We start from the raw sequence: 25,363 nt of genomic DNA on the forward strand, positions 1-25,363 counted from the left end.
GTTATAAGTTAAATTATTTATTGTTACGTTCTGCACTAATTTGAAGGTATGCGTTCACAAAGCGGAACATTTTTTGTGCTTGTGGGTCTTTTAATAATTTTAATAGACCGAACAGGCCGATAACTTCGTTGCTTTCATCAGCACGATCTTTCGCTTCGATAGCAGTTGCAGCCATGCTTTTCACTGTATCTTTTACAGGTTCTACAAGCTCTGTGATTGCACTAACAGTGTCGCTTTTTAATACTTCATCAGTAGCAACAGTTTGAGCGAAGTCATAAGACTTAGTTAAAATGTTAACAAGCTCAGTTAATTTTGGAAGCTGTTCCACTAGTGTTGTTAATGATTCTTGTACCTCAGGTTTTAACAACTGATCAAGTACATCAAGTTGTCCTTGGCTAGCAGAAATTTGTACAGTTTCTTGTTCTGGCTTTGTTTGAGTCATAGTTTCTGGCATCTCCAATTCTCCTTTACGATAGCAATACTCTTATTTTTGATAGATAAGATAGTAAACACTTGCGAAACTTTATACAAAGTTTCACAAAGCACAATAAAATGCCTTTAAATTTATGACAGCAAGTAAGCTGAAATCATAAATCCAAAACCATAATGTCCTACCTATTATTTATGAACTGTCCGATACATGGCTTGTCCGCATAATGGAAAGTTCCCTTATCGGAAAGTGTATATAATATATATCCTATATTATATACTATATACACGTATGTTAACATAAAAATGATTCCTAATTATTTGATATTGATTCTGTAACCTAGTACTGACAAGGCATGAAAGCGCATAAATTATTTTATCTATCTTAAAAATGTACATATATATAAAGAAAAAAAGGAGGAAATGGACAAATTTATGTTCATTTTTTCCTTTTTTTATTGTTCACCTTCTGTAATTAGCATTGATGTGTTACCGCTTTTTTCAAGGTGGCATTCGCCCCAAGTACAAAGAGAATCAAGAATGGATTCTAAAGACCAACCGTAGTCTGTAAGAGAATATTCTACTTTCGGTGGTACTTGATTGTATACCTTTCTTTGAATAACTCCGTCTTCTTCTAATTCGCGTAATTGCTGTGTTAACATCTTTTGTGTAATACCAGGCATGAGACGTTTTAATTCACTCGTTCTCTTTGTACCTTTCGTTAAGTGGCAAAGAATAACGACTTTCCATTTTCCGCCGATAACCTCTAAAGTCGCTTCAACGGGAATATTATATTTCTTCATATAAAAATCTCCTTTGATGAATGTAGATTTCAGTTCTCCAACAAAAGAAGCCAAATAATTTAAATGTTACTAAAAAGTACCTATAGCACTTTAAAGTACGTACTTTTTATCATGTTGAATATGTTCCATAATAGCATACGTAAGAGGGAAATGAGTAGTACGGTACTAAAAAGTGCCTATGTTACTTTTTGGTACCTATCGTACTTTAAAGTGCGTTCTTCAAAAAAAGAGTGAAGCCATTCATAATAGCATATATCAGCAGTAACATTATTTTTGTAGAAGATAAAAAGGCCTTTTTATCACACTATTATGATTGGATTTCTCGCATTAAGGAGGAGTTCAATTGAATTCATATACAGTATCTTCTTCAGCGGTACAGACGAATCGAAGAAGTATGTTTGCTTTATTAGCACTAGCAATTAGTGCGTTTGGAATTGGTACAACCGAATTTATTAGTGTCGGTTTATTACCATCTATTTCAGAGGATTTACATGTTTCTGTTACAACAGCGGGTTTAACCGTTTCTTTATATGCATTAGGGGTAGCGTTTGGTGCCCCAGTATTAACGTCATTAACAGCTAGTATGTCGCGAAAGACGTTATTAATGTGGATTATGATTATTTTCATTATTGGTAATGGAATTGCGGCAGTGGCAACAAGTTTTACTGTGTTGCTTATGGCGAGGGTCGTATCTGCGTTTGCACACGGCGTTTTTATGTCGATCGGATCCACAATTGCGGCTGCGCTTGTACCAGAGAATAAACGTGCTAGTGCAATAGCATTTATGTTTACTGGTTTAACCGTTGCGACGATTACAGGTGTACCAATTGGAACGTTTATTGGTCAACAATTTGGCTGGAGAGCATCTTTTATGGTGATTGTGGTCATTGGAATTGTTGCCTTAGTCGCAAACAGCATGTTAATTCCGTCTAACTTAAAAAAGGGTACACGAGTATCATTTCGTGATCAATTCAAACTTATCACGAACGGAAGACTCTTACTTGTTTTCGTCATTACTGCATTAGGATACGGAGGAACATTCGTAACATTTACGTATTTATCTCCGCTATTACAAGAAGTAACAGGATTTAAATCGAGTACCGTTACAATCATTTTGTTAGTGTACGGGATTGCAATTGCGATTGGGAATATGGTCGGCGGAAAATTATCGAATCATAATCCAATTCGTGCACTATTTTACATGTTCTTTATTCAAGCAATTGTATTATTCGTACTAACATTTACAGCGCCGTTTCAAGTAGCGGGGCTTATCACAATTATTTTTATGGGGCTATTCGCGTTTATGAATGTTCCAGGACTACAAGTGTATGTCGTTATATTGGCTGAGCGTTTCGTGCCGAGTGCCGTTGATATCGCATCAGCAATGAATATTGCAGCATTTAACGCAGGAATTGCTCTTGGGGCTTATTTGGGCGGTATTGTAACGAACTCGTTAGGATTAATTCATACAGCTTGGGTAGGCGGCATTATGGTAGTAGGCGCTGTTATTTTAACAGCTTGGAGTATGAACTTAGAAAAAAGAGATCAAGCAAAATAAAGGAGAGAAAAATATAATGAAAAATTTACAAAGTAAAACAACATTGCATAACGGTGTGGAAATGCCTTGGTTCGGTTTAGGTGTATTTAAAGTAGAAGATGGACCGGAACTTGTAGAGGCTGTGAAAGTAGCCATTAAAGAAGGATACCGTAGCATTGATACAGCTGCGATTTATGGAAATGAAAAAGCAGTTGGAGAAGGCATTCGCGCTGGTATAAAAGAAGCAGGAATTTCTCGAGAAGATTTATTCATTACTTCAAAAGTGTGGAACGCAGATCAAGGATATGAAACGACACTTGCTGCATACGAAGAGAGCTTAAAAAAATTAGAACTAGATTATTTAGATTTATATCTTGTCCATTGGCCTGTTGAAGGGAAATATAAAGATTCGTGGAGAGCGTTAGAAACACTTTATAAAGAAGAACGCGTGCGTACAATTGGCGTAAGTAACTTCCAAATCCATCATCTGAAAGACGTACTGGAAGGTGCGGAAATTAAGCCGATGATTAACCAAGTAGAGTATCACCCGCGTTTAACGCAGAAAGAACTACAAGCTTTCTGTAAAGAACAAGGAATCCAAATGGAAGCATGGTCACCACTTATGCAAGGGCAATTATTAGATAATGAAACTTTACAAGAAGTTGCTGATAAGTACGGTAAAACAACAGCGCAAATCATTTTACGTTGGGATCTTCAAAATGAAGTTGTAACGATTCCGAAATCAACGAAAGAACAGCGTATTATTGCGAATGCTAATATATTCGACTTTGAATTAACAAAAGAAGATATGGAAAAGATTGATGCTTTAAATCAGAACCACCGCGTTGGTCCAGATCCTGATAACTTTGATTTCTAAACTTATAGTGGAAGAAAGAGTGCAAATAGTTTGCACTCTTTTTTATTTTACTTATGCATAAAAAACATTTCTAACTAAATAATAAACAGTAGTAAATTTGTTATTTTATAAGGGGTTGTAGACATGAATATAAAACGATCGTTCAAGATAATGGCCGCTTTTTTGAGTGTTTTATTTGTATTTGCGAACTTATTATTCCCGCTTCAAAAAGCATTCGCGGAAGTTATGGATCATACGAAGTATGAAATGGATTGGAGTTATAGTAGGTCAAAGAAGAAACCAATTCGAACAGAGCTTATTAAAACGGCAGATGGAAAAATTGCATTTTGCTTAAATGTAGATTTGAAATCTCCGAGCGGTCAAGACTTACCTGAAATGGGTAAAGTAGATATTAACGTATACCGTGTACTATTAAACGGGTATCCGCAGAAGAGTCCACAAGAATTAGGCGTTTCCGATTGGAGAGAGGCACATTACGCAACGCAGCTCGCGGTGTGGAATGCGTTAAAACAAATTGATATTAACGATTTAGATTTCCGTAATAAAAATGTAGAAAAAGTAACGAAAGATATCGTTGCGAAAGCAAACGCTAGTGAAGAACTACAAGAAATTACGATGAGTGTAGTACCATCAGAAGAACAAGAGGCAGTATTAAAAAATGAGTTTTTTGAAACAGGTTTATACACAGTGCAAACAAATGCAAAAAGTGGAACGTATAAAGTGCAAGCAACAGGTGCACCAGAAGGCGCGAAGTTCGTAAATGAAAAAGGCGAGGGAAAAACAGAATTTAATGTAGGAGAAAAGTTCCGCATTTTAATTCCGAAACAAACACCATCGGGTGGATTTAGCTTTAAAGTATCAGGGAATTTAACGAAACTACAAGGAATTGCACATAAAGGTACACCGACTATTCAAAATGCGGTTGTATTACTTGAGCGTAGTGAAGAGAAAACAAGTCCAGAGTTGGCGGTAAGTTGGAAGAAAGCAAATGGTCATGATAATAAACCAAATAAACCCTATACACCAAATGAACCACATAAACCGAATCAAATTAAAAGATAGTGGAAAAAGCATTGGCGTTTGCCAGTGCTTTTTTGCATGCTTTGGATTTCTTATATCGCCAGCATTAATGTTTTGATCCGCACGGTATAATGGAAACAAGAAATTAGAAAGAGAGATAAAAAATGAAACTTCGTATTCGTGAAATAACGAAAGAAAATCGGCATAAAATTGCTAACTTAAAAGTAACAGAAGAACAGCATAAATTTATTGAAAGTACAGTTGAAAATTGTTTAGTTGATGCTGAAACAAAATATAAAGAAGATGCAATTTCAGTAGGTCTATATGATGACGATGTGCCTATTGGATATGCAATGTATGGCTGGTTTGAGGAAGAAGAAAAGGCTGTATATTTAAATCAATTTGTCATCGATAGTGCATGCCAAGGAAAAGGGTATGCAAAACCATTATTGCATTTGTTAATGGAGCATTTTAAAACAGAATATAATTACAAAGTGATGTATTTAAGCATACATCCAGAAAACAAACTCGCGCAAAAATTATATGAATCAATTGGATTCCATTTAACCGGTGAAATAGAGGATGAGTGGTTACATGGAAAAGGATTTATAATGAAACGAATGCTGGATTAATAAAAACCTGTCCGAAAGAATAGTATCTTTCGGACAGGTTTTTATTTTAAAATAACATTAAAAATTAGAAATCTAAACATTACGATTTTTGGATTAAATTCATAAAATTGTAATATTAATCTAATCGAAAAGGCTATCTAACGAGAAAGAAATCATGTACAATTCATTTTGGAAAAACTGTCCATAGATGGATGCCTATGAATGAATTGTAAAAAACAATATTTTTATACACATTTTTCATGTATAGACAACAATACTTGTTAGGTGTATTTCTTATCATTACCCGTGATGAAAAAAGGAGAACTCATCATAAAACATAGAGAAAGATGAGGCGGAATTTTAGACTTAAAAGTTTTTGTTATATAAAAAAGCGAATACATATAGGGAATAAAGTTAAGCGGTATTGGGGCGCGAAGTTTTGTTGTGTATTTTAAATGAGTGTATAAGGATAAATTGATTTTGCAGTAAATGAATATATCTATGATGGTTTGCATTACAAAAAGAATAGGGGACACAGATTATGTCGAAGAAAAAGACGAGTAGGGTATTAGTAGCTGGAATATGTATATCTACATTATTATCGCCAGTAGCTTTCGAAGCATCAAAAGTATATGCAGCACCTTTGGAAGAAAATAAGGGTGGGAATTTAGAAGAGAATAAATTTGAGCAGAGGACGTTTCAGTTGCCGGGTAAAGGTAGCGTAGATGAAGAAAATAAACGTTTAAGAGTTACTTGGAAACTTTCTGCTAATGAGCCAACTGGAATTTATGCAGCGCCAAATGAAGAGATTACAATTGACATAAAAGAAACGCAGTCTATTCAAGCTTTCATAGGAACGAGATCTTATGATGAAAAGGATCCAGAAGAGTTTGATTTAAAACCAGGGAAAAACGTTATTTCATCTCCAAGAGGCGGTATTTTATATTTTTATAATATGAATAACGAAGGAGAGGTAACAGCTTCAGTTACGAATGGTGGTAGCCATTTCCCTTTGTTTATTTTAGGTAAACATACGAAAAAAGATTGGGATGAAATGTTAAAAAAATATAAGGATCCTTATGCAGTTGAATTAAAAGGTGAGCGAAGCTTAATTACTACTACTTACGATTCTGTGCAGAAATATATGAAGAATACGGATCCAACAGAGCTAATGAAATTACACGATAAGATTATTCGTTTGGAAAACGCGGTGGCAGGATTATCTGAGGACGGTGTTGGGGTTGCAAAATCTCCAACTCATTATGTTCAGTTTGTTGAAAAACGGAAGCCTGCTGAAGGGAACTTTATGTTTGCGACAAATTATCATACAGGATATATCCCGACGGCAATGAATAGAGTTTTAGATTTAGAAGTACTTGAAAAGGATGGCTGGGGACCATGGCATGAAGTTGGACATTTACATCAGCAAGAACCTTGGAAGTGGTCTAAAGTAAGGGAAGTCACAGTAAATATTTACTCATTAGCTGTTCAAAAGGCATTAGGGAATCAATTAGAAATGGATGAGCACTATAAAGAGTCATTTGAGTATTTAGAGAGACCTAAAGCAGAAAGGGTCATTGATGAAATCAATCCTCTTACAATGTTTTGGCAATTAAATGTAGTGTATGGAGAACATTTTTATCCTAGGTTACATCAAGCTTATCGTTTGTTGCCTCAGAGTGAAATGCCTAATTCTGATGAAGAGAAAAAGCAACTATTTATTTATATGACATCAAAAGTGGCGGGGCAAAATTTAATTCCTTTCTTTGAGGAATGGGGATTAACGCCAAATGATGATACTAGAGAGAAGATAGAAAAATTAAATTTACCTAAATTAGAAAAAGAAATATGGAAAGCTACTGATAGTAATGATATTCGCGAGAGGCAAGTTGAACCGTATAAGGTTCCGTATGGTGAACCTGCTAATGAGGTGCAAAACCTTTTAGTTGGTACGGATTCTGATGAAAACGAGGCGAGTAAACTCGTTCAAAATTTAGGTGAGAATGTAAAAGTAACAGGTAAGATCATATGGCCTAAATTAGAGAATGGAAAACAGGAAGTGTTAGTAGAAATTGAAGATGAGAAAGGAAATAAAAATTCAATTCCTGTCCAAGTTAATGGAGTTTATGGTGACAGTATAATTTTTCAAGGACTTTCAAATGAAGTAATGTCGACAGTGATGCTTCGTCACAATGAAAAAAAAATAAATGTAAACTTTACTAATAATAAAATACATTACCGTTTTGAAAAAGAAGAATATATGGGCTTAACGGTATATGATCGAAATGGGATTGAAAAGAAAAGTGTATCGGCAGAAGGGCAAGAAAATGGAAAACGATTTGCGCTTGAACTAAATGGATTGGATTTTGAATATGGTGATGTAGTAAAAGTATTCCATGCAGAACCAGACCGTTTGAAGTGGTATCAAAATAACGCACTTGTAGATCAAGGAAATGCTAAAAATAAAAAAGAAAAATTATTCCAAATCACTCCGCAAGGGTTCGAATTTAAAGATGGTTTACAAGAAGTAACAGCAGTACCGCAAAAAGTAGTAATTGGAACAGATGCTGAAAAGTTAGAAGCGAAAAACTTCGTACAAGTAAAAGATGGAGAAGTGAGTGGTTTTGCAGAAAAACCAAATACATCAAAAATTGGTGAACAAAAAGTAAAAGTAGAGACGAAAGATCGTTTTGGAAATAAGCAAGTGACGGAAGTTCCTCTAACAGTAACATATGGAGATAGCTTACTTGTATATGGATTAAGCTATGGTACTGACGATATGAAGTCAATTATAACGTTACATCATGATACGAAAAAACTGGGTGCAACAGATACAAAGAATCTGATTCATGATTACTTTAAAGATGAGAAGTATTTTGAATTCACACTGTACGATAAAGAGGGAAAAGAGAAGGGAAATATAGCGGTAAAAGGTTTGGAGAATACGAAAGCTTTTGCCAAGGAAGTAAATGGACTTGCATTTGAGTATGGAGATGTTGTGAAAGTATACCATGCAGAATCTTCTCGTTTACATTGGTACCAAAAAGATTTATATGTGGGAGAAGGAAATAGTAAAGAGATAAAGGAATTAGTCTTCAAAATTACTGGAAATGGATTTGAAAGGTTAGACGGTGAGCAAACAGTAAAAGAAAATCCACAAAAAGTAGTAGTCGGAACGGATGTAGAAAAGTTAGAAGCGAAAAACTTTGTTGAAGTAAAAGATGGAGAAGTAGTTGGATTTGTAGAGAAACCAAATACATCAAAAATCGGTGAGCAAAAAGTAAAGGTAGAGACGAAAGATCGTTTTGGAAATAAGAAAGTGACAGAAGTGCCGTTAGAAGTAATTTACGGAGATAGCATTATGTTCTTTGGTACAAGTTATGGCGGAACAAACATTAAATCGGTTGTAACTTTGAACCATGAAGAGAAGAAATTCGGTACAACAGATTCAGAAGGTAAAATGCATACTTCATTTGCGGATGAGAAATATATGGGAATGACTGTATATGATAAAGATGGGAAAGAGAAGAAAGCAGTATCTGTAAAAGCGTCTGAAAATACGAAAGCATTCGCAGAGCAATTTAAGGGAATGTCGTTCGAATATGGCGATATAGTAAAAGTGTATCAAAGAGAGTTTGATAGATTTAAAGTGTATAAAAAGAATGAATTCGTGGATGCACAGTATGGCGTTCATGAAGTGTTCTTTAAAGTTACGGAGCAAGGTTTCGAAAGAATGGAAGCTCAGCAAAAAATAAAGGCAGTACCACAAAAAATAGTAATCGGAACAGATGATGCAAAATTAAATGCAAAAGATTTTGTTCAAGTGAAAGATGGAGAAGTGATTGGTTTTGTAGAGAAACCAAATACAACGAAAATCGGAGAACAAAAAGTAAAGGTAGAAACGAAAGATCGTTTCGGGAATAAGAAAGTAACGGAAGTATCACTAGAAGTAACGTATGGGGATAGCTTGGTATTTAAAGGGCTAAATTATAGTACTGATATTAAATCGATTGTAACATTGCAACATGATCAGAAAAAATTCAGTACGACAGCTGATTCGAATCCGGTGCACCATTATTTTAAAGAAGAAACGTACTTTGAATTTACATTATTAGATCAAAAAGGAATAGAGAAGAAGAAAGCGACTGTAAAAGGTGTTGAAAACACGAAAGAGTTTGCAAAAGCGATTAACGGCTTAGAATTTGAATACGGTGACGTTGTAAAAGTGTATCATGCAGAATCGGATCGATTTAATTGGTATCAAAATAATAACTTTACTGGTCAAGGTAAGGCGAAAGTAGAAAAAGAATTATTCTTTAAAGTAACAGAAAAAGGTTTTGAAAGAATAGAAGCTCTACAAGAAGTAAAGGCAGTACAGCAAAAAGTAGTAATCGGAACAGATGCTGAAAAGTTAGAAGTGAAAAACTTTGTTGAAGTAAAAGACGGAGAAGTAATTGGATTTGTAGAGAAACCAGACACAATGAAACTCGGTGAGCAAAAAGTAAAAGTAGAGACGAAAGATCGTTTTGGGAATAAGACAATAACAGAAGTACCGATTGAAGTGACGTATGGAGATAGCCTGGTGTATCAAGGTGTGTCCAATGTCACACGTTCTATTGTTACGTTAAATCATGATGAAAAGAAATTACATGCAACATTTACGAATGATGTGATTCATTATCGTTTTGTGAACGAACAGTATTTAGGTTTTACAATTTATGATCAAAATGGAAATGAGAAAAAGCATATAGCAGCAGACGGTCAAGAAACCTCAAAGAATTTTGCAGAACAAGTAAATGGTACTCCATTTGAGTATGGGGATGTTGTAAAAGTGTATCATGCAGAACCAAGTCGTCTGAAATGGTATAAAAAGAATGAGTTAGCAGAACAAGTAGCTTCAGCAGAAGTTGTATTTAAAATCACTCAAAGTGGATTAGAACTAGTAAAGGGAACATTATAATAAAAAATGCGCGTAGATATTGGATCTACGCGCATTTTTTTCTATTACTCAGCTTCAGAAACAACTGTGAAGCGTTCGTTTACATGTTTTGGATTTTCGATTTCATCAAGTGCTGCTACCGCAAAGTCTTCGTAACTTACGTAGCTATCACCTTTCGCATTAACAAGAAGGTTGTCTTTGCCAGCTGTATAAGAGCCAGTGCGTTTTCCTAATGCGAATAGTGCAGAAGGGCTAATGAATGTCCAAGTAATATCATTTGTTTGATTTAGGATTTCTAAGTTTTTACCTTGGTTTTGAGCTGTTGCAAGATATTCATTTGGGAAACCTGGCGTATCAAATACACGCGTTGTTTTCTCTTCGTCTACAAATAAGCTTCCAGCGCCGCCAACTACAAGTAATTTTGTGTTAGGTGCATCTTTCATAGCTTCGATAAGTACGTTTCCTGCATCTACGTGAAGGTGTTCTTGTCCGGCTGGAGCGCCGAATGCATTTACAACTACATCAAATGCTTGTAGGTCATTAGATGTAAGAGCGAATACATCTTTCTCTAAAACTTTTATATTTTCTTCTGTAATTTTTGCAGCGTTTCTTACGATTGCAGTTACTTCATGTCCGCGATCTAATGCTTCTTTTAAAATACGACTTCCTGCTTTACCAGTTGCTCCGATGATTCCGATTTTCATAATAAATCCCTCCAAAGTGTTTTGTTAAAATGTATATCTGAAAGTAAATGAATGTATTGTAATTAGGTTTGTTACAACCTGATGTAACTATTATAGTTACAGGTCGGTATTTTTGTCAATGGTGTTGTTTGTAGATTTATTTTTTGTTTTAGTATGTACATTTAAAGGGAGGAGAGTCATAAAAAGATTGTTACGTTATAAATCACTAACATTTGGAAAAGAGTAAATTGTCGAAAAATGTTGATTTTTAAATGTTTTTTAAATATAATTCGTTTTATGGAGAAAAGGAGGGGTTAATTGTATGGATATTTTAGAGCAATTTGTTTCGTCAACGAATACAATTCTTTGGTCATATATTCTTATTGCAATGTTAATTGGTTTAGGTCTTTATTTTTCTATTAAATTGAAATTCGTACAAATTACTCATTTAGGGGAAATGGTTCGATTAATGAGTGATGGATTAACTGGAAAGACACGTAAAAAAGGTAGTGTATCTTCTTTCCAAGCGTTTTGTATGAGTTCAGCAGCTCGTATTGGTATTGGGAACTTAGCTGGGGTAGCGTTAGCTATTTCAATGGGAGGACCTGGAGCGGTATTTTGGATGTGGGTTATTGCGATTATTGGGGCGTCTTCAAGTTTCGTAGAAAGTACGCTTGCACAAATTTATAAAGTAAAAGATGGCAGTGGCTTCCGTGGTGGTCCTGCTTATTATATGGAAAAAGGTTTAAATAAACGTTGGATGGGAATTTGGTTCTCTATTCTAATTACAATTACTTACGGTTTAATTTTTAACTCAGTACAAGCAAATACAGTGACATTAGCATTTAAAAATGCTTTTGGTATTGAGCGTTACGTTGTTGGGATTGTGTTAGCGGTACTAGTCGCGGTTATTATTTTTGGTGGTGTAAAAAGTATTGCGCGTATGTCTGAAATGATCGTTCCGCCAATGGCGCTTATTTATATTGCAGTAGCAATTTTCGTCGTTATTAAAAATTATTATTTAATACCGGATATGTTTACAGAAATCTTTAAAGGGGCATTTGGTTTAGATTCAGCTGTAGGTGGCGGTATCGGTGCTGCAATGAAATATGGTATTCAGCGCGGATTATTTGCGAACGAAGCAGGTATGGGGAGTGCGCCAAATGCGGCTGCAACAGCGGATGTAACGCATCCAGCGAAACAAGGTTTTATTCAAACAATCGGTGTTTTAGTAGATACGTTCTTAGTATGTACATCAACAGCGTTTATCGTACTATGTTCTGGTGCATATAAAGCAACAAATTTAGAAGGTATTGAATTAACGCAAAATGCATTAAGTTCACAAATTGGCCCATGGGCAAGTAGCTTCTTAGCGATTATCATTTTCTTATTTGCTTTCAGTTCACTTCTAGGAAACTACTATTATGGTGAAACGAATATTGAGTTTATTAAGCAAAGTAAAACTTGGTTAACGATTTACCGTATTGCGGTAGTGGGAATGGTATTATTCGGTTCTATTGCGACGCTTCAAGTTGTATGGAATATGGCAGACTTATTTATGGGTCTAATGGTAATTACAAACTTAATTGCGATTACACTTCTTGGCCGATTTGCGTATGCTGCGTTGGCGGACTATGTGAAACAAAAGAAACAAGGAAAAGATCCGGTATTCAGTGCAGATTCTATTCCAGGTTTAACGAACACAGAGTGTTGGGATAAGCCGGCGGTAACAGATAAAGAAAAAGCAGTATAATAAAAAGGCGAGCATCGAGATGAATTCGATGCTCGTTTTTTTGTTGTAATTAATGATATTAAGGCTAAAAGATGATTAATATAATTTTTATGAAAAATAAGGATGTTATAATTGTTAACATTTTCATGTCATAAAACCTTACATTTCTTGTCGAAAATTCTTGATTGTTAAAAGTTTTTAGAATATAATCTTCTTAGTGTTATGAAGAGGGGGAACGCAATGATGGATTTTTTAACTAGTGTTATTGGGGATATAAATAATGTTCTATGGTCATATATTATTATTGCAATGCTAATTGGACTTGGGCTTTATTTTTCTTTCCGAGTAAAGTTTGTTCAAATACGTTACTTTGGAGAAATGATTCGTTTACTTGGGGATGGAGCGAGTTCAAAAACAAGAAAAGCACAAAAAGAAAAAAGTGGTGTATCGTCATTTCAAGCATTTTGTATGAGTACAGCTTCTCGTGTAGGTACTGGTAACTTAGCTGGTGTAGCTATCGCAATCTCAGCAGGTGGACCAGGAGCGGTATTCTGGATGTGGTTAATCGCGGTAATTGGGGGTGCTTCTGCATTTGTAGAGAGCACATTAGCGCAAATTTATAAAGTAAAAGATGGGAACGCATTCCGTGGTGGTCCAGCGTATTATATGGAAAAGGGTTTAAAGAAACGCTGGCTAGGGATTGTCTTCTCTGTTTTAATAACAGTTAGTTTCGGATTGATTTTCAACGCCGTGCAGTCAAACACAGTAGCGGCGGCTTTTGATGGAGCATTTAACACAGATGGTAAGTTTGTAGGTCTGTTTATGGCTGGTTTACTTGCAATCATTATCTTCGGCGGAGTAAAACGTATTGCACGTGCGGTTGAAATGATTGTTCCAGTAATGGCAATTATATATGTAGCAGTTGCATTATTCGTTGTTGTAACAAACATTACGGCAATTCCATATGTATTTAAAGAAATTTTCTTACATGCTTTCGGAATTAAAGAAGTAGTGGGCGGGGGATTAGGAGCTGCGATTTTACTAGGGGTAAAACGTGGATTATTCTCAAATGAGGCTGGTATGGGTAGTGCGCCAAATGCTGCAGCGACAGCTAACGTAACGCATCCAGTGAAACAAGGTTTCATTCAAACTTTAGGGGTATTTACAGATACATTATTAATTTGTAGTTGTACAGCATTTATTATTTTATTATCAGATGTGCCTGGAGCGGCTGATTTAAACGGAATTCAATTAACGCAACAAGCGTTAAGTCAACATATCGGACCGTGGGCTTCTGTATTTGTAGCAGTTGCAATCTTCTTGTTTGCATTTAGTTCATTAGTAGGTAACTACTACTATGGTGAAACAAATATTGAGTTTTTAAATGGAAGTAAAGTTTTGCTAAATGTTTATCGAATCGCGGTACTTGGTATGGTTATGTTAGGTTCTGTAGCAACAATTCAAATTGTTTGGGACTTAGCAGATTTATTCATGGGTATCATGGCTATTATTAACTTAGTGGCGATTGTATTCCTTTCTAAGTATGCTTTCGCGGCATTATCAGATTACGTAAAACAAAAGAAACAAGGAAAAGATCCAGTCTTTTATGCGGAGTCTATTCCTGGTTTAAACAATACAGAGTGCTGGGACAAGCCAGCAGTAGCAGATAAAGAAAAAGCTGTATAATAAAAAGGAACGAGCATCAGAGAAATTTGATGCTCGTTTTTTTTATGTTGATAAACTAAAGGAAGAGGGAAAATACGAACATTAATGAGTGTTTTATAATAAAATGTATTTTTTTAAGAAAAGTGCGGATGTGAGTTATAATTTGTGTTAGAATGGAAAATGGCTTTGAGACAAGAGATTTTATGGTTTTTCATATCCGATTGAAGGTTTTGGAGGAGAAATGGAAAGTTCGGATTATTCCTTGTTTTGAGTAGTCAGACGTTCAACGTTAATGAAGAGTTAAATGGAGGATTTTATTAATGAAGTTTGTTATGTTTCTTGTAGGACTACTAGTTGTATTCGTACTCGGCTTTCTTATAAGTTCTGATCGTAAGAAGATTAAGTATAAACCAATCGCAATTATGCTTGTTATTCAGCTAGCGTTAACGTATTTCTTATTAAATACGCCAATTGGTTATATTTTAGTAAAAGGAATTTCAGATGGATTTGGAGCACTTCTTGGATATGCGGAATCTGGAATCGTTTTCGTATTTGGTGGTCTTGTTAATAAAGGAGAGGTTTCATTCTTCTTAACAGCTTTATTACCAATCGTATTCTTTGCAGTGTTAATCGGAATTCTGCAACACTTTAAAATTTTACCGATATTTATTCGTGCTATTGGTACTATGCTAAGTAAAGTAAATGGTTTAGGAAAATTAGAATCATATAATGCAGTAGCGGCCGCAATTGTTGGGCAAGCAGAAGTATTTATTACAGTAAAAGATCAATTAAGTAAAATCCCAAAACATCGTTTATATACACTATGTGCATCTTCCATGTCGACAGTATCGATGTCGATCGTTGGTTCTTATATGAAAATGATTGAACCAAAATATGTAGTAACAGCACTTGTATTAAATTTATTTAGTGGTTTCATTATTATTCATATTATTAATCCGTACGATATTACGGAAGAAGAAGATACACTGAAGTTAGAAAATAAGAAAAAACAGTCATTCTTTGAAATGCTGAGCGAATATATTATGCTTGGTTTCACGATTGCGATTACGGTAGCAGCAATGTTACTTGGTTTCGTAGCATTAATTACAGCAATCAATAGCTTGTTTGATTCAGTGTTCGGTATTACATTCCAAGCTATTTTAGGATATATTTTCTCTCCATTAGCATTCGTAATGGGTATCCCGCAAGCAGAAATGGTAACAGCGGGACAAATTATGGCAACAAAATTAGTATCAAACGAGTTTGTTGCGATGCTTGATCTAGGAAAAGTAGCTGGTGATTTATCAGCTCGTACAGTCGGTATTCTTTCTGTATTCCTTGTATCATTCGCGAACTTCTCATCTATCGGAATTATCGCAGGTGCAACGAAAGGAATCGATGAAAACCAATCAAACGTTGTTTCATCATTCGGATTACGACTTGTATACGGTGCGACATTAGTAAGTCTTTTATCGGCGATTATCGTTGGTGTTATGTTGTAAAAAAAGATGGTCCTAGCTCATAGCTAGGGCTATTTTTTTATGGTAAATTTACATGAAAAAACCAATTATTTAGGAATATATTAACATATAAAAATATTTTAAAATTTATATTGCATTTCGATTAGTTAACGCTTACAATTTGATTTGTAGGTGGTATCAATTTCAGACTTTCAAGTATGGTAGGAGAGAAGAGGCTACCTTTTATAAATTGCAATTTATGTAAACGCTTACTGATTTTAGAAAACAGTTGAATAATATTTAGGGGTTTAAAATTTTTTTAACATCAATGGTCAGACGTCATTCGTTATACGTTATACGACCAATAACTCGTGGGAGAAGTGGAGGATTCACACATGAAGATAGTAATGTTTCTAGTCGGTTTACTTGTAGTATTTGTACTAGGTTTCCTTATAAGTTCAGATCGTAAGAAAATTAAATATAAACCAATTGCACTTATGCTCGTAATTCAATTGGTACTTGCGTATTTCTTACTAAATACAAAGATCGGATTTGTATTAGTAAAAGGGATTGCAGATGGATTTGGCGCTATTTTAAAATTTGCGGAAGCTGGGGTTAATTTCGTATTTGGTGGTCTAGCAAACGATGGACAAGCACCATTCTTCTTAACAGTATTATTACCAATTATTTTCTTAGCAGTATTAATCGGGATCTTACAACATATTAAAGTTTTACCGATTATCATTCGTGCAGTCGGTTTCGTATTAAGTAAAATTAACGGTTTAGGAAAACTAGAATCATATAATGCGGTAGCAGCTGCAATTGTTGGTCAAGGTGAAGTATTCATTACAGTAAAAGATCAACTAAGCAAATTACCGAAAAATCGTTTATACACACTTTGTGCATCTTCTATGTCAACAGTATCGATGTCAATCGTAGGTTCTTACATGAAAATGATTGATCCAAAATATGTAGTAACAGCACTTGTATTAAACTTATTCAGTGGATTCATTATCGTTCATATCATTAATCCATATGAAGTAAAAGAAGAAGACGATATTTTAGAATTACAAGAAGATAAAAAACAAACATTCTTTGAAATGTTAGGCGAATATATTATGCTTGGTTTCTCTATCGCTGTAACAGTAGCGGCGATGTTAATCGGTTTCGTAGCATTAATTACAGCAATTAACGGTGTATTCGATTCAATTTTCGGAATCACATTCCAAAGTATTTTAGGATATGTCTTCTCACCATTAGCATTCGTAATGGGTATTCCAACATCTGAGATGCTAACAGCAGGACAAATTATGGCAACGAAATTAGTAACAAACGAATTCGTTGCAATGCTTGACCTTGGTAAAGTAGCTGGAGATTTATCAGCTCGTACAGTAGGCATTTTATCTATCTTCCTTGTATCATTTGCGAACTTCTCATCAATCGGAATTATCGCAGGTGCAACGAAGAGTATCGATGGCAAACAAGCAAACGTTGTATCTTCATTCGGATTAAAACTTGTATACGGTGCAACGTTAGTAAGTATATTATCAGCGATTATCGTTGGGGTTATGCTTTAATAATAAGAAAAGCAATGAGCATTGGGCTCATTGCTTTTTTTGTTTAACTTGCTTTATTCAAACTTCTTTTAAATCGTGGTCTCTCTAAATAAGTTCCAAGCCTCCATATATATTCAACAGGCCCCATTCGATATTTCCGTAGCCAATATGTGCTAACCAATAGTTGAATCGTATAAATTCCGATGGTTAAAAGAATACCGAAGAAGTATCCGATTTTACCGTATAAGCCAAACCCATATGCGTAAAAAATAGTTGTTGCGATAATAGATTGCGCTAAGTAATTACTAACCGACATTTTTCCCATGTTCGCCATGTATGTTAGTAAACGCGCTACCTTTTTGTAATGGAATAATAAAATAATCGTGCTTCCGTAAAAGAAGGTCATGGTTACTGGTGTAAGACTATCTTGTAACATAATTAAAATCGGATGTTTCACGAATATGGCTAAGATTTTAATTGTAAAAGAGAAAATCCCAGTGATAAGCCATATTTTTTTGACAGCAGGTATATGTTGATCGACCTCAAATAGCCAGCCCTTTTTCCCCACATACATTCCGAGTAAGAAAAGTGGAGACATAAAAATTATTGCGAAAATTGATATGAAAACTAATCCGAATACACCGTTAATCCCCATATAATCAAAAGGATTTTCAGTCAATCTAAAGTTGACATGATCCATATAGCTTCCAGTCTTATGGACCTTATGTTCCTTTTCAGTATAAGGTGCGAAATCATCATAGGGGTTCGATGTTGATTCCGATTGGTAAGATGCGAGCATAATGAGTGCTAGTAAAATAGATGCCCAAATGAGCAACGTTTTCGGTCTTCGATTGATGAACATCATTAAGAAAATCCCGATAACCCCGTAGGCAAATAAAATATCTCCCTCCCAAACAAAGGTGCCGTGAATGTAGCCTAGTAGTAAAAGAATGATAATACGTCTTATGTATGTGGGGAAGAATTTTTTTCCTTTCGCAATAATACTTTTTTGCAACAAAATAATGCTAAGACCAAATAAAAAAGAGAATAGGGACATGAAATTGTGGGTGCCGAAAAATTGAATAAACCAATTAGCGCCTTCATCAAGTTTTCCAAATATGTAAGTTGGTTTTTCACTGGCAAAGAATCCAAATTGAATTAAGGTCATATTGACAAGTAAAATACCCAACAAAGCGAAACCACGGATTGCATCAACAGCTTCTACACGCTGATTCATTTTTTCTCTCCTCGTATATTATTTAACATTGAAAATAATACCATTTTTTTACTGGTACTATGTCAAATACAAGGAAATTTAAGGTGATTTTAAGCTAGAGAAAAAATAAAAAAATCACCTTAATACATTCATTAAGGTGATTGGAATACTACTCAGCTGGAGGCGTAAATGTACGTTTCTCTAATTCAGCATCTAGCATAAATAATGCGTTTGAATCGTTTGTAATACGTTTTAATTTTTGGATGATGCTATCAAATGAAGCTTCTTCTTCTACTTGCTCGTCAACGAACCATTTTAAGAAGGTAATTGTTGCGTGTTCACGCTCATCCCAAGCGATATCAGATAAGTGATAAATGCGCTTCGTTACTTCACGTTCATGCTCAAGTGCTACTTCAAAAGCATTCAATACAGACTCATATTCGTTATTAGGATGATCAAATCCAGTAATAATAGCGCGCTCGCCGCGGTCATTAATGTAGTTGTAAAGCTTCATTGCGTGGAAACGCTCTTCTTCAGCTTGTACAAGGAAAAAGTTAGCGAATCCATCGTAGCTTTCCGCTGTACAGTAAGCAGCCATTGCCATATAAGCGTGTGCAGAGTAAAATTCAAAGTTCATTTGTTCATTTAATGCGTCGTGCAATTTTTTAGATAACATAAAATCCCCCTTATTATTTTGACAAGAACATTATATCACAATTGATAATGTTCTCATTTAGATGTTTCGAATCTTTTTGAAAGCTTTGTGACGTGTGTTTCCATAATGTCTTGTAAATCCAAATCATATTTTTGTGAAAGAACAATAAGATTAGATAGTACATCACCAAGTTCTTCTTTTAGTTCTTGTTTTAGCTCTTCTTGTGTTTTTATTTGTTCATCAGGGCGATCACGACCGATTTCAATTGCGCGAACAACGCGTGAAACTTCCCCAACTTCCTCAGTTAAGAAATTTAAGCGAATAAAGGAGTTGTACTGTGACCAGCTTCGTTTTTCGTAAAATTCCTCCACCCATCTTTGAAATGCGACGATATCCATTTCTTCCTCATCCCTTCAATATGTTGTACAATACTCATTGTATCATAACAATATATAGTTTCGGGGTGTAGGAATGAGAAAGATTTGTGTGTTTGCAGGTTCAAATTTAGGGGGAAGACCAGAATTTAAGGAGCAGGCAATAGAGTTAGGGAAAATGTTTGTTGAGAACGATTATGAGCTTGTATACGGCGGTTCATGCGTTGGATTAATGGGAGAAGTAGCAAACGAAGTTCTTCGTTTAGGTGGACGTGTAACAGGTGTTATGCCGCGTGGTTTATTCCGTGGTGAAATCGTTCATACAGGATTAACAGAATTAATTGAAGTAGAAACGATGCACGAACGTAAAGCGAAAATGGCAGAGCTTGCGGATGCTTTCATTGCATTACCAGGCGGATACGGAACATTTGAAGAGCTATTTGAAGTTGTATGTTGGTCACAAATTGGTATACATGATAAGCCAGTTGGTTTATTAAACATTAAAGACTTTTACGGGCCAATTCTGCAAATGGTTGATCGCGCAGCGGAAGAAGGCTTTATGAACCCGTCGAATAAAGAGTTAATCGTTTCAGCTGAGACGGCTGATAAACTAATTCATGAAATACAAAATTACGAGCGTCCTGTTTTGGGAACTAAGTGGAAGCAGTTATCATAGTACATTTTTATAGTGGATTTTGGAAACACATGTCTTTTTATCGCAAAAAGACATGTGTTTTTAATTTGGTTAAATATGTTAACGTTGAGATATAATGTTTTTTTGGAAAGGAGAAATAGATGGAGGAGTTTGTGTATTTACGGCCTGTTTTTAAAAGTATTTTAGCGGCGTCTATTTTGGTTATGCTAATTGTTTCAACACAGAAGAAAGAGCTGATTAATGAGTTTTCGCTTTGGTTTATTTCGGTATTGTGTATCGGTGTTTCGGCGATAACACTTTTTATGTCAGGGTTTATCGTTGATGAGTATAGTCTAAGTGGAGATCCACAATCGTTTTGCATGTTTATTGCGATTGGCTGTATTAGCGGCTTGAATTTTATTATTTATTATAAACGGAAATAAAAAAAGGCATTCCATATTACTTCGGAATGCCTTTATCATTTTGATTACTTTGTTTTTTATACAGGTACCAGCCACCCCAACCGCCACCAATAGCTACAACAACGAGGAAAGCATAGTCTTTAACCTCGACACGTATGTTGAAAATATTAGCTATGAGTAAGAGAATCCCAACTGTTATTAACGCAAAAAATGCTCTAATTAAGTAGTCTTTCAACTGAACCACTCCCGCCATTTAAGTAGTAAATGATGAACTTGGACAAGCTTTTTGGATCTAATTACTAAAGGGTGTTTCCTATATTTTAACATAAAAGAGATTGTAATATATTGATAAAAGTAGAAAAGGTGAGTGCTAATATTGTCGTGATTTGTTGGTAAAGCGATATTCTTTGTCGAAACGTTGATATATCGTGAATTACGATCGATATAATTTTATGTATTATCAAGTGCGACCAATCAATAGAAAAAAGCGACTCTGAACGAGCCGCTTCCGCTTTTAATCTATTATTGATTCAAGAATGCACGTAGCATCCAAGCGTGTTTTTCTAGTTCTGTGTAGATGCCTAGTAGTAGGTCAGATGTCATTTCGTCATCAGAGTTTTGAGCGATTTCCATGCCTTTTTTCAGTTCAGTTAGCATCATTTCGTAGTCTTTCATGATTGCTTCGACCATCCCTTCTGCAGTTTCTCCGTAAGCTGCTTCTTGAATAGAAGATAGTTCTAAGTATTCTTTCATTGTTGCTACTGGTTTGCCGCCAATTGCTAAAATGCGTTCTGCGATTTCATCGATGTGAGTAGCTGATTCTGTGTAAAGCTCTTCAAATTTTTCATGTAGTGTGAAGAATTGAGGTCCTTTTACGTACCAATGGAAGTTGTGTAGTTTTGTAAATAAAACGCTCCAGTTTGCTACTTGTTTGTTTAATGCTTCGATTACTTGTGTATTCATTATGATCAATCTCCTCTTGAGTTATTATTTTATATGAATTACTAATTTATAATTATTATAATCTAGTAATTTGTATAAATCAACCCTTTTGCTGGAATTAATTTGAACAAATTATGAACTGTTGTAAATAAAAAATCCCTATTACTATGAAGTAATAGGGATTTTTTATTATATAGCTCCAGCGGCTAGAATATTCGGTGGCTTCGCTTTTTCCTGCGAGCCTCTTCCGCTTTTAGTTGTTATCCAACTTGTTTCTTCTCTTCTAAATCTTGCCCATCCCAACACTCTGTATTTTTTAAGCCAGGGATAGAACTTGCAACGAAGACAGGATCTTTTCCTTGTTTCTTTTGTTTTATATAGTCTACTAATGCTGCGTAGGCGAACTTGCTAAGGAATGAGATGGCAATTAAGTTTGTGAATACCATTAGTCCCATAAAGAAATCAGCTAAACTCCAAACTGTTTGAAGGGCAGCGATAGATCCGAAGAACACCATTCCGACAACTGCAACACGATAAATCAGTAACCATGTTTTGCTTTCTTTAATGAATGCGATATTTGTTTCACCATAATAGTAGTTTCCTAGTAAAGAACTGAAAGCGAATAGGAAAATAATAATCGCTAAGAAAGTGCTTGCCCACGGTCCAATTTGTGAACTTAATGCTTGTTGTGTTAATTCAATACCTTCTAAATTCGATCCTTTGTAAAGTCCAGAACATAATACGATAAACGCTGTTGATGTACATACTAAGAATGTATCTACGAAAACGCCTAATGCTTGAACAAGTCCTTGTTTTACAGGGTGAGATACATCTGATGTTGCTGCTGCGTTAGGGGAGCTACCCATACCTGCTTCTGTCGCGAATAAACCGCGCTGAATTCCGAATTTGATTGCTGCGCCAATGCCACCAGCGATGGCTTGGTCTAAACCGAATGCACCATTAAATATTTCCATGAAAATGCTTGGTAACATATTGAAGTTGTTAATAACGACAAAAACAGCTACTCCGATATAAATGATTGCCATTGGAGGAACAATCATTTCTGTAATACGTGAAATGCTTTTAATACCGCCAAAAATAATTACCGCAACTAATAAAGCTAAAACAGCTCCTACGATAGTTCGTTCTAGTCCAAAAGCATTTTCAAACGCTATTGTTACTGTATTTGCTTGTACAGAATTGAAAATTAATCCGTACGCAACTGTAATAAGAAGTGAAAACCAAACACCCATCCAGCGTTTGTTTAATCCTTTTTCCATGTAATATGCTGGTCCACCACGGAACCTGCTTCCATCTTTTACTTTATAAATTTGCGCGAGCGTACATTCTACGAAACTAGTAGCTGCTCCAAGGATAGCGATAAACCACATCCAAAATATTGCGCCGGGTCCACCCATTGAAATGGCTAATGCTACACCAGCTAAGTTTCCGATACCGATACGTGCCGCTGCACTTAAGCAAAATGCTTGGAATGGAGAGATGCTATCTTTCTTTTTTTCTTTTCGATTAAATCCTTTACTAATTAAACTGACCATCTCACCGAAATGAGTAATTTGGACAAATTTTAATTTGAAAGAGAAATAAAGACCGAAGCCGATTAGCATTGCAATAAGAATATATGACCATAAAATATTATTCGTTACCTCAAGGAATCTGCTAAAGATATCAACCATATAATACACTTCCTTTTTTTCGTAATAAGAAAATTATATGCAAAAAATATACCAGAATCAATTTTTCTAAAAAATCATGTTACTTAAATGCATTTTGTGTTATGATTATGTTACATCGTAATATTTTTAGAATTATTTACATTTTAAAAAACTAAATTTAAAGCGAAAAAGAGGGGATAATTTGAAAGAAGAATCTTTATTGAAAGTAAGTCTTAAGAGTTTGAAAATAAGAAGTAATTTATTTTTTATCATTACATCTTTAAGTATCTTTTTAGGAGCCACTTATTATTACAATAAAAGATTTCCAAGTCATAGGTATCCTGAATGGTTAGAATTTCTAAAATTGATTGGATGAACAAAAGACAGAAAAACAGAAAATTAAAATAAAGAAGTTATGGAGGAGCTAAATATGAATATTAGAGAAAGTGAACTTCCGGGTATTGGTTACAAATTTCAAATCGTTACGAAAGGTAACGAAAAGATGGTGATTGTCATTCATGATGATGGGCGTAGAGAAATGTATCATTTTGATTCAGACCATGAAGAAAGCATCTCAAGTATTTCATTACGTGACTCAGAGGCAAGACAAATTGCAGCAATATTAGGCGGGATGGTATATAAGCCTAGGGCATTAGAAAATGTTGAGATGGTCTTTGAAGGTTTAGCAATTGAGTGGTTTAAAGTGGAGAATGCAGCACCAGCAATTGGAAAAACAATTGGTGATCTTGAAATAAGAAAAACATATAGCGTAACGATAATTGCAGTTATGAAAAAGAATATGAAAAAGCTATTTAATCCAGGTCCAGACACGGTGATTGAAGAAGGAGATATGCTTGTAGTTTCAGGTGAGAGAGAAGAAATTAAAAAAATTATTAATGAATTACTTTCGAATAGGGGGACTGACTAGATGGATACTTTAATTTTTGAAGTTGGTACAGCTTTAGTTTTAGTAGCAATTGCGGCGGTAATTGCTGGAAAGTTTAAATTCTCAGTAATTCCTTTTCTAATCGTTCTTGGCATGTTAGTAGGGCCGCACGCGCCGACAATAGGTGTTATCGATCTCAAATTTATTGAAAGTGCAAATGTGATATCCTTCCTTGGAAGGATTGGCGTTCTGTTCCTTCTTTTCTATCTGGGATTAGAGTTTTCGATGAAAAAACTAATTAAATCTGGACGTTCTATCGCGATTGGTGGAACAATCTATATTTTGATTAACTTTTCGCTAGGATTATTATACGGATTTATAATGGGATTCCCATTACTCGAAATCTTAATTATTGCGGGTATTATTACGATTTCTTCTAGTGCTATCGTTGCAAAGGTATTAGTTGATTTAAGAAGAACTGGTAATAATGAAACCGAATTAATTTTAGGAATTATTATGTTTGAAGATATATTCCTTGCTGTATATTTATCAGTAGTTTCTGGCTTAGTTCTTGGGGATCACGCTTCCTTCTTAGGTGCCCTTACTTCAATTGGAATTGCTTTAGGATATATGCTTCTATTCTTTATTGTGGCTAGAAAAGCAACGCCGTTATTAAATAGATTGCTCAATATTAGTTCAGATGAAATTTTTATTATTGTGGTATTTGCTTCGTTGTTCTTTATTGCAGGTTTTTCAGAAACAATTCACGTTGCAGAAGCAATCGGGGCACTTCTTTTAGGGTTAGTTTTCTCTGAGACAGAGCATAGTGATCGAATTGAACATCTTGTTGTTCCATTTAGAGACTTCTTCGGAGCTATCTTCTTCTTCAGTTTCGGATTAAGTATCGATCCGTTTTCATTGGGCGGAGCAATATGGTTAACGTTAGGTGCTGTACTTCTGACGATAATCGGAAACTTTGTAGCAGGGATGATTGCGGGACGACAAGCTGGATTATCTCATAAAGCATCAACAAATATTGGATTAACAATCGTTTCAAGGGGAGAATTCTCAATCATTATGGCTAATATCGGTATCGCGGGTGGGTTAATGTCGGTATTGAAACCATTCTCAGCACTATATGTGCTTATACTATCCATTTTAGGTCCCCTTCTAACGAAAGAGTCAAAGAATGTATATAAACTTTTAAATAAAATCTTTAAGTGGGATACGAAGACTAGATAAATTTTTA

Annotated in this window: 22 protein-coding genes; 13 read left to right on the plus strand and 9 right to left on the minus strand. The window is 35.1% G+C overall.

All coding sequences use genetic code 11. The features are described 5' to 3' along the window. Positions 1-13: 13 nt before the first annotated feature. Both ABH959_RS09505 and ABH959_RS09510 read right to left on the minus strand, forming a co-directional pair. Positions 14-454, minus strand: coding sequence for a DUF1641 domain-containing protein (locus ABH959_RS09505; RefSeq protein ID WP_002016003.1), 441 nt, complete (start codon positions 452-454; stop codon positions 14-16). Between the two features lie 430 nt (positions 455-884). Continuing rightward, positions 885-1,232 carry a winged helix-turn-helix transcriptional regulator gene (locus ABH959_RS09510; protein ID WP_000760478.1) on the minus strand — a complete coding sequence of 116 codons (348 nt, stop codon included), beginning with the start codon at positions 1,230-1,232 and terminating at the stop codon, positions 885-887. Between the two features lie 394 nt (positions 1,233-1,626). Here ABH959_RS09510 and ABH959_RS09515 point away from each other — a divergent pair, with 394 nt between their 5' ends. The 5 genes from ABH959_RS09515 to ABH959_RS09535 all read left to right on the plus strand — a co-directional run bounded on the left by ABH959_RS09515 (position 1,627) and on the right by ABH959_RS09535 (position 10,237). After that, on the plus strand, positions 1,627-2,790 hold the full coding sequence (locus ABH959_RS09515; protein ID WP_161939635.1) for an MFS transporter: 1,164 nt from the start codon (positions 1,627-1,629) through the stop codon (positions 2,788-2,790). Between the two features lie 16 nt (positions 2,791-2,806). Then, positions 2,807-3,646: an aldo/keto reductase gene (locus ABH959_RS09520; RefSeq protein WP_113936301.1), complete on the plus strand. Its 840-nt coding sequence runs from the start codon at positions 2,807-2,809 to the stop codon at positions 3,644-3,646. Positions 3,647-3,769: 123 nt separating this feature from the next. Next, positions 3,770-4,708, plus strand: coding sequence for a thioester domain-containing protein (locus tag ABH959_RS09525; protein WP_078185084.1), 939 nt, complete (start codon positions 3,770-3,772; stop codon positions 4,706-4,708). A 122-nt stretch (positions 4,709-4,830) separates the two neighbouring features. Next, positions 4,831-5,298, plus strand: a complete 468-nt coding sequence (locus ABH959_RS09530) for a GNAT family N-acetyltransferase (protein ID WP_063218067.1) — start codon at positions 4,831-4,833, stop codon at positions 5,296-5,298. Positions 5,299-5,818: 520 nt separating this feature from the next. Next, on the plus strand, positions 5,819-10,237 hold the full coding sequence (locus ABH959_RS09535) for a putative mucin/carbohydrate-binding domain-containing protein (RefSeq protein ID WP_113936302.1): 4,419 nt from the start codon (positions 5,819-5,821) through the stop codon (positions 10,235-10,237). Between the two features lie 44 nt (positions 10,238-10,281). Here ABH959_RS09535 and ABH959_RS09540 read toward each other — a convergent pair whose 3' ends face one another. Next, positions 10,282-10,920 carry an NAD(P)-dependent oxidoreductase gene (locus ABH959_RS09540; protein ID WP_113936303.1) on the minus strand — a complete coding sequence of 213 codons (639 nt, stop codon included), beginning with the start codon at positions 10,918-10,920 and terminating at the stop codon, positions 10,282-10,284. A gap of 301 nt (positions 10,921-11,221) precedes the next feature. Between ABH959_RS09540 and ABH959_RS09545 the strand changes: the two genes are divergently transcribed. From ABH959_RS09545 to ABH959_RS09560, 4 genes are all read left to right on the plus strand, one after another. Beyond that, positions 11,222-12,652 carry an alanine/glycine:cation symporter family protein gene (locus ABH959_RS09545; protein ID WP_113936304.1) on the plus strand — a complete coding sequence of 477 codons (1,431 nt, stop codon included), beginning with the start codon at positions 11,222-11,224 and terminating at the stop codon, positions 12,650-12,652. 222 nt (positions 12,653-12,874) lie between these two features. Further along, a complete protein-coding gene (locus ABH959_RS09550; protein WP_113936305.1) occupies positions 12,875-14,317 on the plus strand; it encodes an alanine/glycine:cation symporter family protein in 1,443 nt (480 codons plus the stop codon). Between the two features lie 299 nt (positions 14,318-14,616). Beyond that, the gene (locus tag ABH959_RS09555; protein ID WP_002089478.1) at positions 14,617-15,798 is read left to right on the plus strand and encodes a NupC/NupG family nucleoside CNT transporter; all 1,182 of its coding nucleotides are present in this window, start codon (positions 14,617-14,619) and stop codon (positions 15,796-15,798) included. A gap of 353 nt (positions 15,799-16,151) precedes the next feature. Then, positions 16,152-17,333 carry a NupC/NupG family nucleoside CNT transporter gene (locus ABH959_RS09560; protein WP_113936306.1) on the plus strand — a complete coding sequence of 394 codons (1,182 nt, stop codon included), beginning with the start codon at positions 16,152-16,154 and terminating at the stop codon, positions 17,331-17,333. A gap of 43 nt (positions 17,334-17,376) precedes the next feature. On the opposite strand, the gene ABH959_RS09565 is transcribed toward ABH959_RS09560, so the two are convergent. From ABH959_RS09565 to ABH959_RS09575, 3 genes are all read right to left on the minus strand, one after another. Next, positions 17,377-18,549, minus strand: a complete 1,173-nt coding sequence (locus tag ABH959_RS09565) for a DUF418 domain-containing protein (protein ID WP_404492515.1) — start codon at positions 18,547-18,549, stop codon at positions 17,377-17,379. A 148-nt stretch (positions 18,550-18,697) separates the two neighbouring features. Next, positions 18,698-19,204 (minus strand): ferritin, encoded by a 507-nt coding sequence (locus ABH959_RS09570; RefSeq protein ID WP_113936308.1) that lies wholly within the window; start codon positions 19,202-19,204, stop codon positions 18,698-18,700. Positions 19,205-19,257: 53 nt separating this feature from the next. Continuing rightward, entirely contained in the window at positions 19,258-19,581 is a 324-nt protein-coding gene (locus ABH959_RS09575; RefSeq protein WP_002143684.1) for a MazG nucleotide pyrophosphohydrolase domain-containing protein, read from the minus strand. Between the two features lie 73 nt (positions 19,582-19,654). On the opposite strand from ABH959_RS09575, the gene ABH959_RS09580 reads away from it, so the two are divergent. Then, positions 19,655-20,233 carry an LOG family protein gene (locus ABH959_RS09580; RefSeq protein ID WP_012261956.1) on the plus strand — a complete coding sequence of 193 codons (579 nt, stop codon included), beginning with the start codon at positions 19,655-19,657 and terminating at the stop codon, positions 20,231-20,233. A 119-nt stretch (positions 20,234-20,352) separates the two neighbouring features. Further along, positions 20,353-20,634 carry a hypothetical protein gene (locus ABH959_RS09585; RefSeq protein WP_113936309.1) on the plus strand — a complete coding sequence of 94 codons (282 nt, stop codon included), beginning with the start codon at positions 20,353-20,355 and terminating at the stop codon, positions 20,632-20,634. A gap of 16 nt (positions 20,635-20,650) precedes the next feature. Here ABH959_RS09585 and ABH959_RS09590 read toward each other — a convergent pair whose 3' ends face one another. The 3 genes from ABH959_RS09590 to ABH959_RS09600 form a co-directional block, all read right to left on the minus strand. Then, positions 20,651-20,848, minus strand: a complete 198-nt coding sequence (locus tag ABH959_RS09590) for a hypothetical protein (protein WP_000656312.1) — start codon at positions 20,846-20,848, stop codon at positions 20,651-20,653. A gap of 287 nt (positions 20,849-21,135) precedes the next feature. Beyond that, positions 21,136-21,576 carry a Dps family protein gene (locus tag ABH959_RS09595; RefSeq protein ID WP_002112747.1) on the minus strand — a complete coding sequence of 147 codons (441 nt, stop codon included), beginning with the start codon at positions 21,574-21,576 and terminating at the stop codon, positions 21,136-21,138. A 239-nt stretch (positions 21,577-21,815) separates the two neighbouring features. After that, positions 21,816-23,249, minus strand: coding sequence for an alanine/glycine:cation symporter family protein (locus tag ABH959_RS09600; RefSeq protein ID WP_113936312.1), 1,434 nt, complete (start codon positions 23,247-23,249; stop codon positions 21,816-21,818). A gap of 409 nt (positions 23,250-23,658) precedes the next feature. On the opposite strand from ABH959_RS09600, the gene ABH959_RS09605 reads away from it, so the two are divergent. Further along, on the plus strand, positions 23,659-24,156 hold the full coding sequence (locus ABH959_RS09605) for a cation:proton antiporter regulatory subunit (protein ID WP_001026068.1): 498 nt from the start codon (positions 23,659-23,661) through the stop codon (positions 24,154-24,156). Then, complete coding sequence (locus ABH959_RS09610; RefSeq protein WP_113936313.1) at positions 24,157-25,356, plus strand: cation:proton antiporter; 1,200 nt, start codon at positions 24,157-24,159, stop codon at positions 25,354-25,356. It begins immediately after the preceding gene. The last annotated feature ends 7 nt before the right edge of the window (positions 25,357-25,363 follow it).

It is taken from the genome of Bacillus sp. RC51 (assembly GCF_044908115.1).
GTDB classification, from domain to species: Bacteria; Bacillota; Bacilli; order Bacillales; family Bacillaceae_G; genus Bacillus_A; species Bacillus_A mycoides.

What these genes read in the sequence shown, in the direction of transcription:
- ABH959_RS09550 (WP_113936305.1), top strand. Translation starts at nt 12,875, where the DNA reads ATGGATTTTTTAACTAGTGTTATTGGGGATATAAATAATGTTCTATGG.
- ABH959_RS09535 (WP_113936302.1), top strand. Translation starts at nt 5,819, where the DNA reads ATGTCGAAGAAAAAGACGAGTAGGGTATTAGTAGCTGGAATATGTATA.
- ABH959_RS09530 (WP_063218067.1), top strand. Translation starts at nt 4,831, where the DNA reads ATGAAACTTCGTATTCGTGAAATAACGAAAGAAAATCGGCATAAAATT.
- ABH959_RS09520 (WP_113936301.1), top strand. Translation starts at nt 2,807, where the DNA reads ATGAAAAATTTACAAAGTAAAACAACATTGCATAACGGTGTGGAAATG.
- ABH959_RS09510 (WP_000760478.1), bottom strand. Translation starts at nt 1,232, where the DNA reads ATGAAGAAATATAATATTCCCGTTGAAGCGACTTTAGAGGTTATCGGC.
- ABH959_RS09505 (WP_002016003.1), bottom strand. Translation starts at nt 454, where the DNA reads ATGCCAGAAACTATGACTCAAACAAAGCCAGAACAAGAAACTGTACAA.
- ABH959_RS09515 (WP_161939635.1), top strand. Translation starts at nt 1,627, where the DNA reads ATGTTTGCTTTATTAGCACTAGCAATTAGTGCGTTTGGAATTGGTACA.
- ABH959_RS09605 (WP_001026068.1), top strand. Translation starts at nt 23,659, where the DNA reads ATGAATATTAGAGAAAGTGAACTTCCGGGTATTGGTTACAAATTTCAA.
- ABH959_RS09595 (WP_002112747.1), bottom strand. Translation starts at nt 21,576, where the DNA reads ATGAATACACAAGTAATCGAAGCATTAAACAAACAAGTAGCAAACTGG.
- ABH959_RS09545 (WP_113936304.1), top strand. Translation starts at nt 11,222, where the DNA reads ATGGATATTTTAGAGCAATTTGTTTCGTCAACGAATACAATTCTTTGG.
- ABH959_RS09575 (WP_002143684.1), bottom strand. Translation starts at nt 19,581, where the DNA reads ATGGATATCGTCGCATTTCAAAGATGGGTGGAGGAATTTTACGAAAAA.
- ABH959_RS09525 (WP_078185084.1), top strand. Translation starts at nt 3,770, where the DNA reads ATGAATATAAAACGATCGTTCAAGATAATGGCCGCTTTTTTGAGTGTT.
- ABH959_RS09560 (WP_113936306.1), top strand. Translation starts at nt 16,152, where the DNA reads ATGAAGATAGTAATGTTTCTAGTCGGTTTACTTGTAGTATTTGTACTA.
- ABH959_RS09540 (WP_113936303.1), bottom strand. Translation starts at nt 10,920, where the DNA reads ATGAAAATCGGAATCATCGGAGCAACTGGTAAAGCAGGAAGTCGTATT.
- ABH959_RS09570 (WP_113936308.1), bottom strand. Translation starts at nt 19,204, where the DNA reads ATGTTATCTAAAAAATTGCACGACGCATTAAATGAACAAATGAACTTT.
- ABH959_RS09555 (WP_002089478.1), top strand. Translation starts at nt 14,617, where the DNA reads ATGAAGTTTGTTATGTTTCTTGTAGGACTACTAGTTGTATTCGTACTC.
- ABH959_RS09600 (WP_113936312.1), bottom strand. Translation starts at nt 23,249, where the DNA reads ATGGTTGATATCTTTAGCAGATTCCTTGAGGTAACGAATAATATTTTA.
- ABH959_RS09585 (WP_113936309.1), top strand. Translation starts at nt 20,353, where the DNA reads ATGGAGGAGTTTGTGTATTTACGGCCTGTTTTTAAAAGTATTTTAGCG.
- ABH959_RS09610 (WP_113936313.1), top strand. Translation starts at nt 24,157, where the DNA reads ATGGATACTTTAATTTTTGAAGTTGGTACAGCTTTAGTTTTAGTAGCA.
- ABH959_RS09580 (WP_012261956.1), top strand. Translation starts at nt 19,655, where the DNA reads ATGAGAAAGATTTGTGTGTTTGCAGGTTCAAATTTAGGGGGAAGACCA.
- ABH959_RS09565 (WP_404492515.1), bottom strand. Translation starts at nt 18,549, where the DNA reads ATGAATCAGCGTGTAGAAGCTGTTGATGCAATCCGTGGTTTCGCTTTG.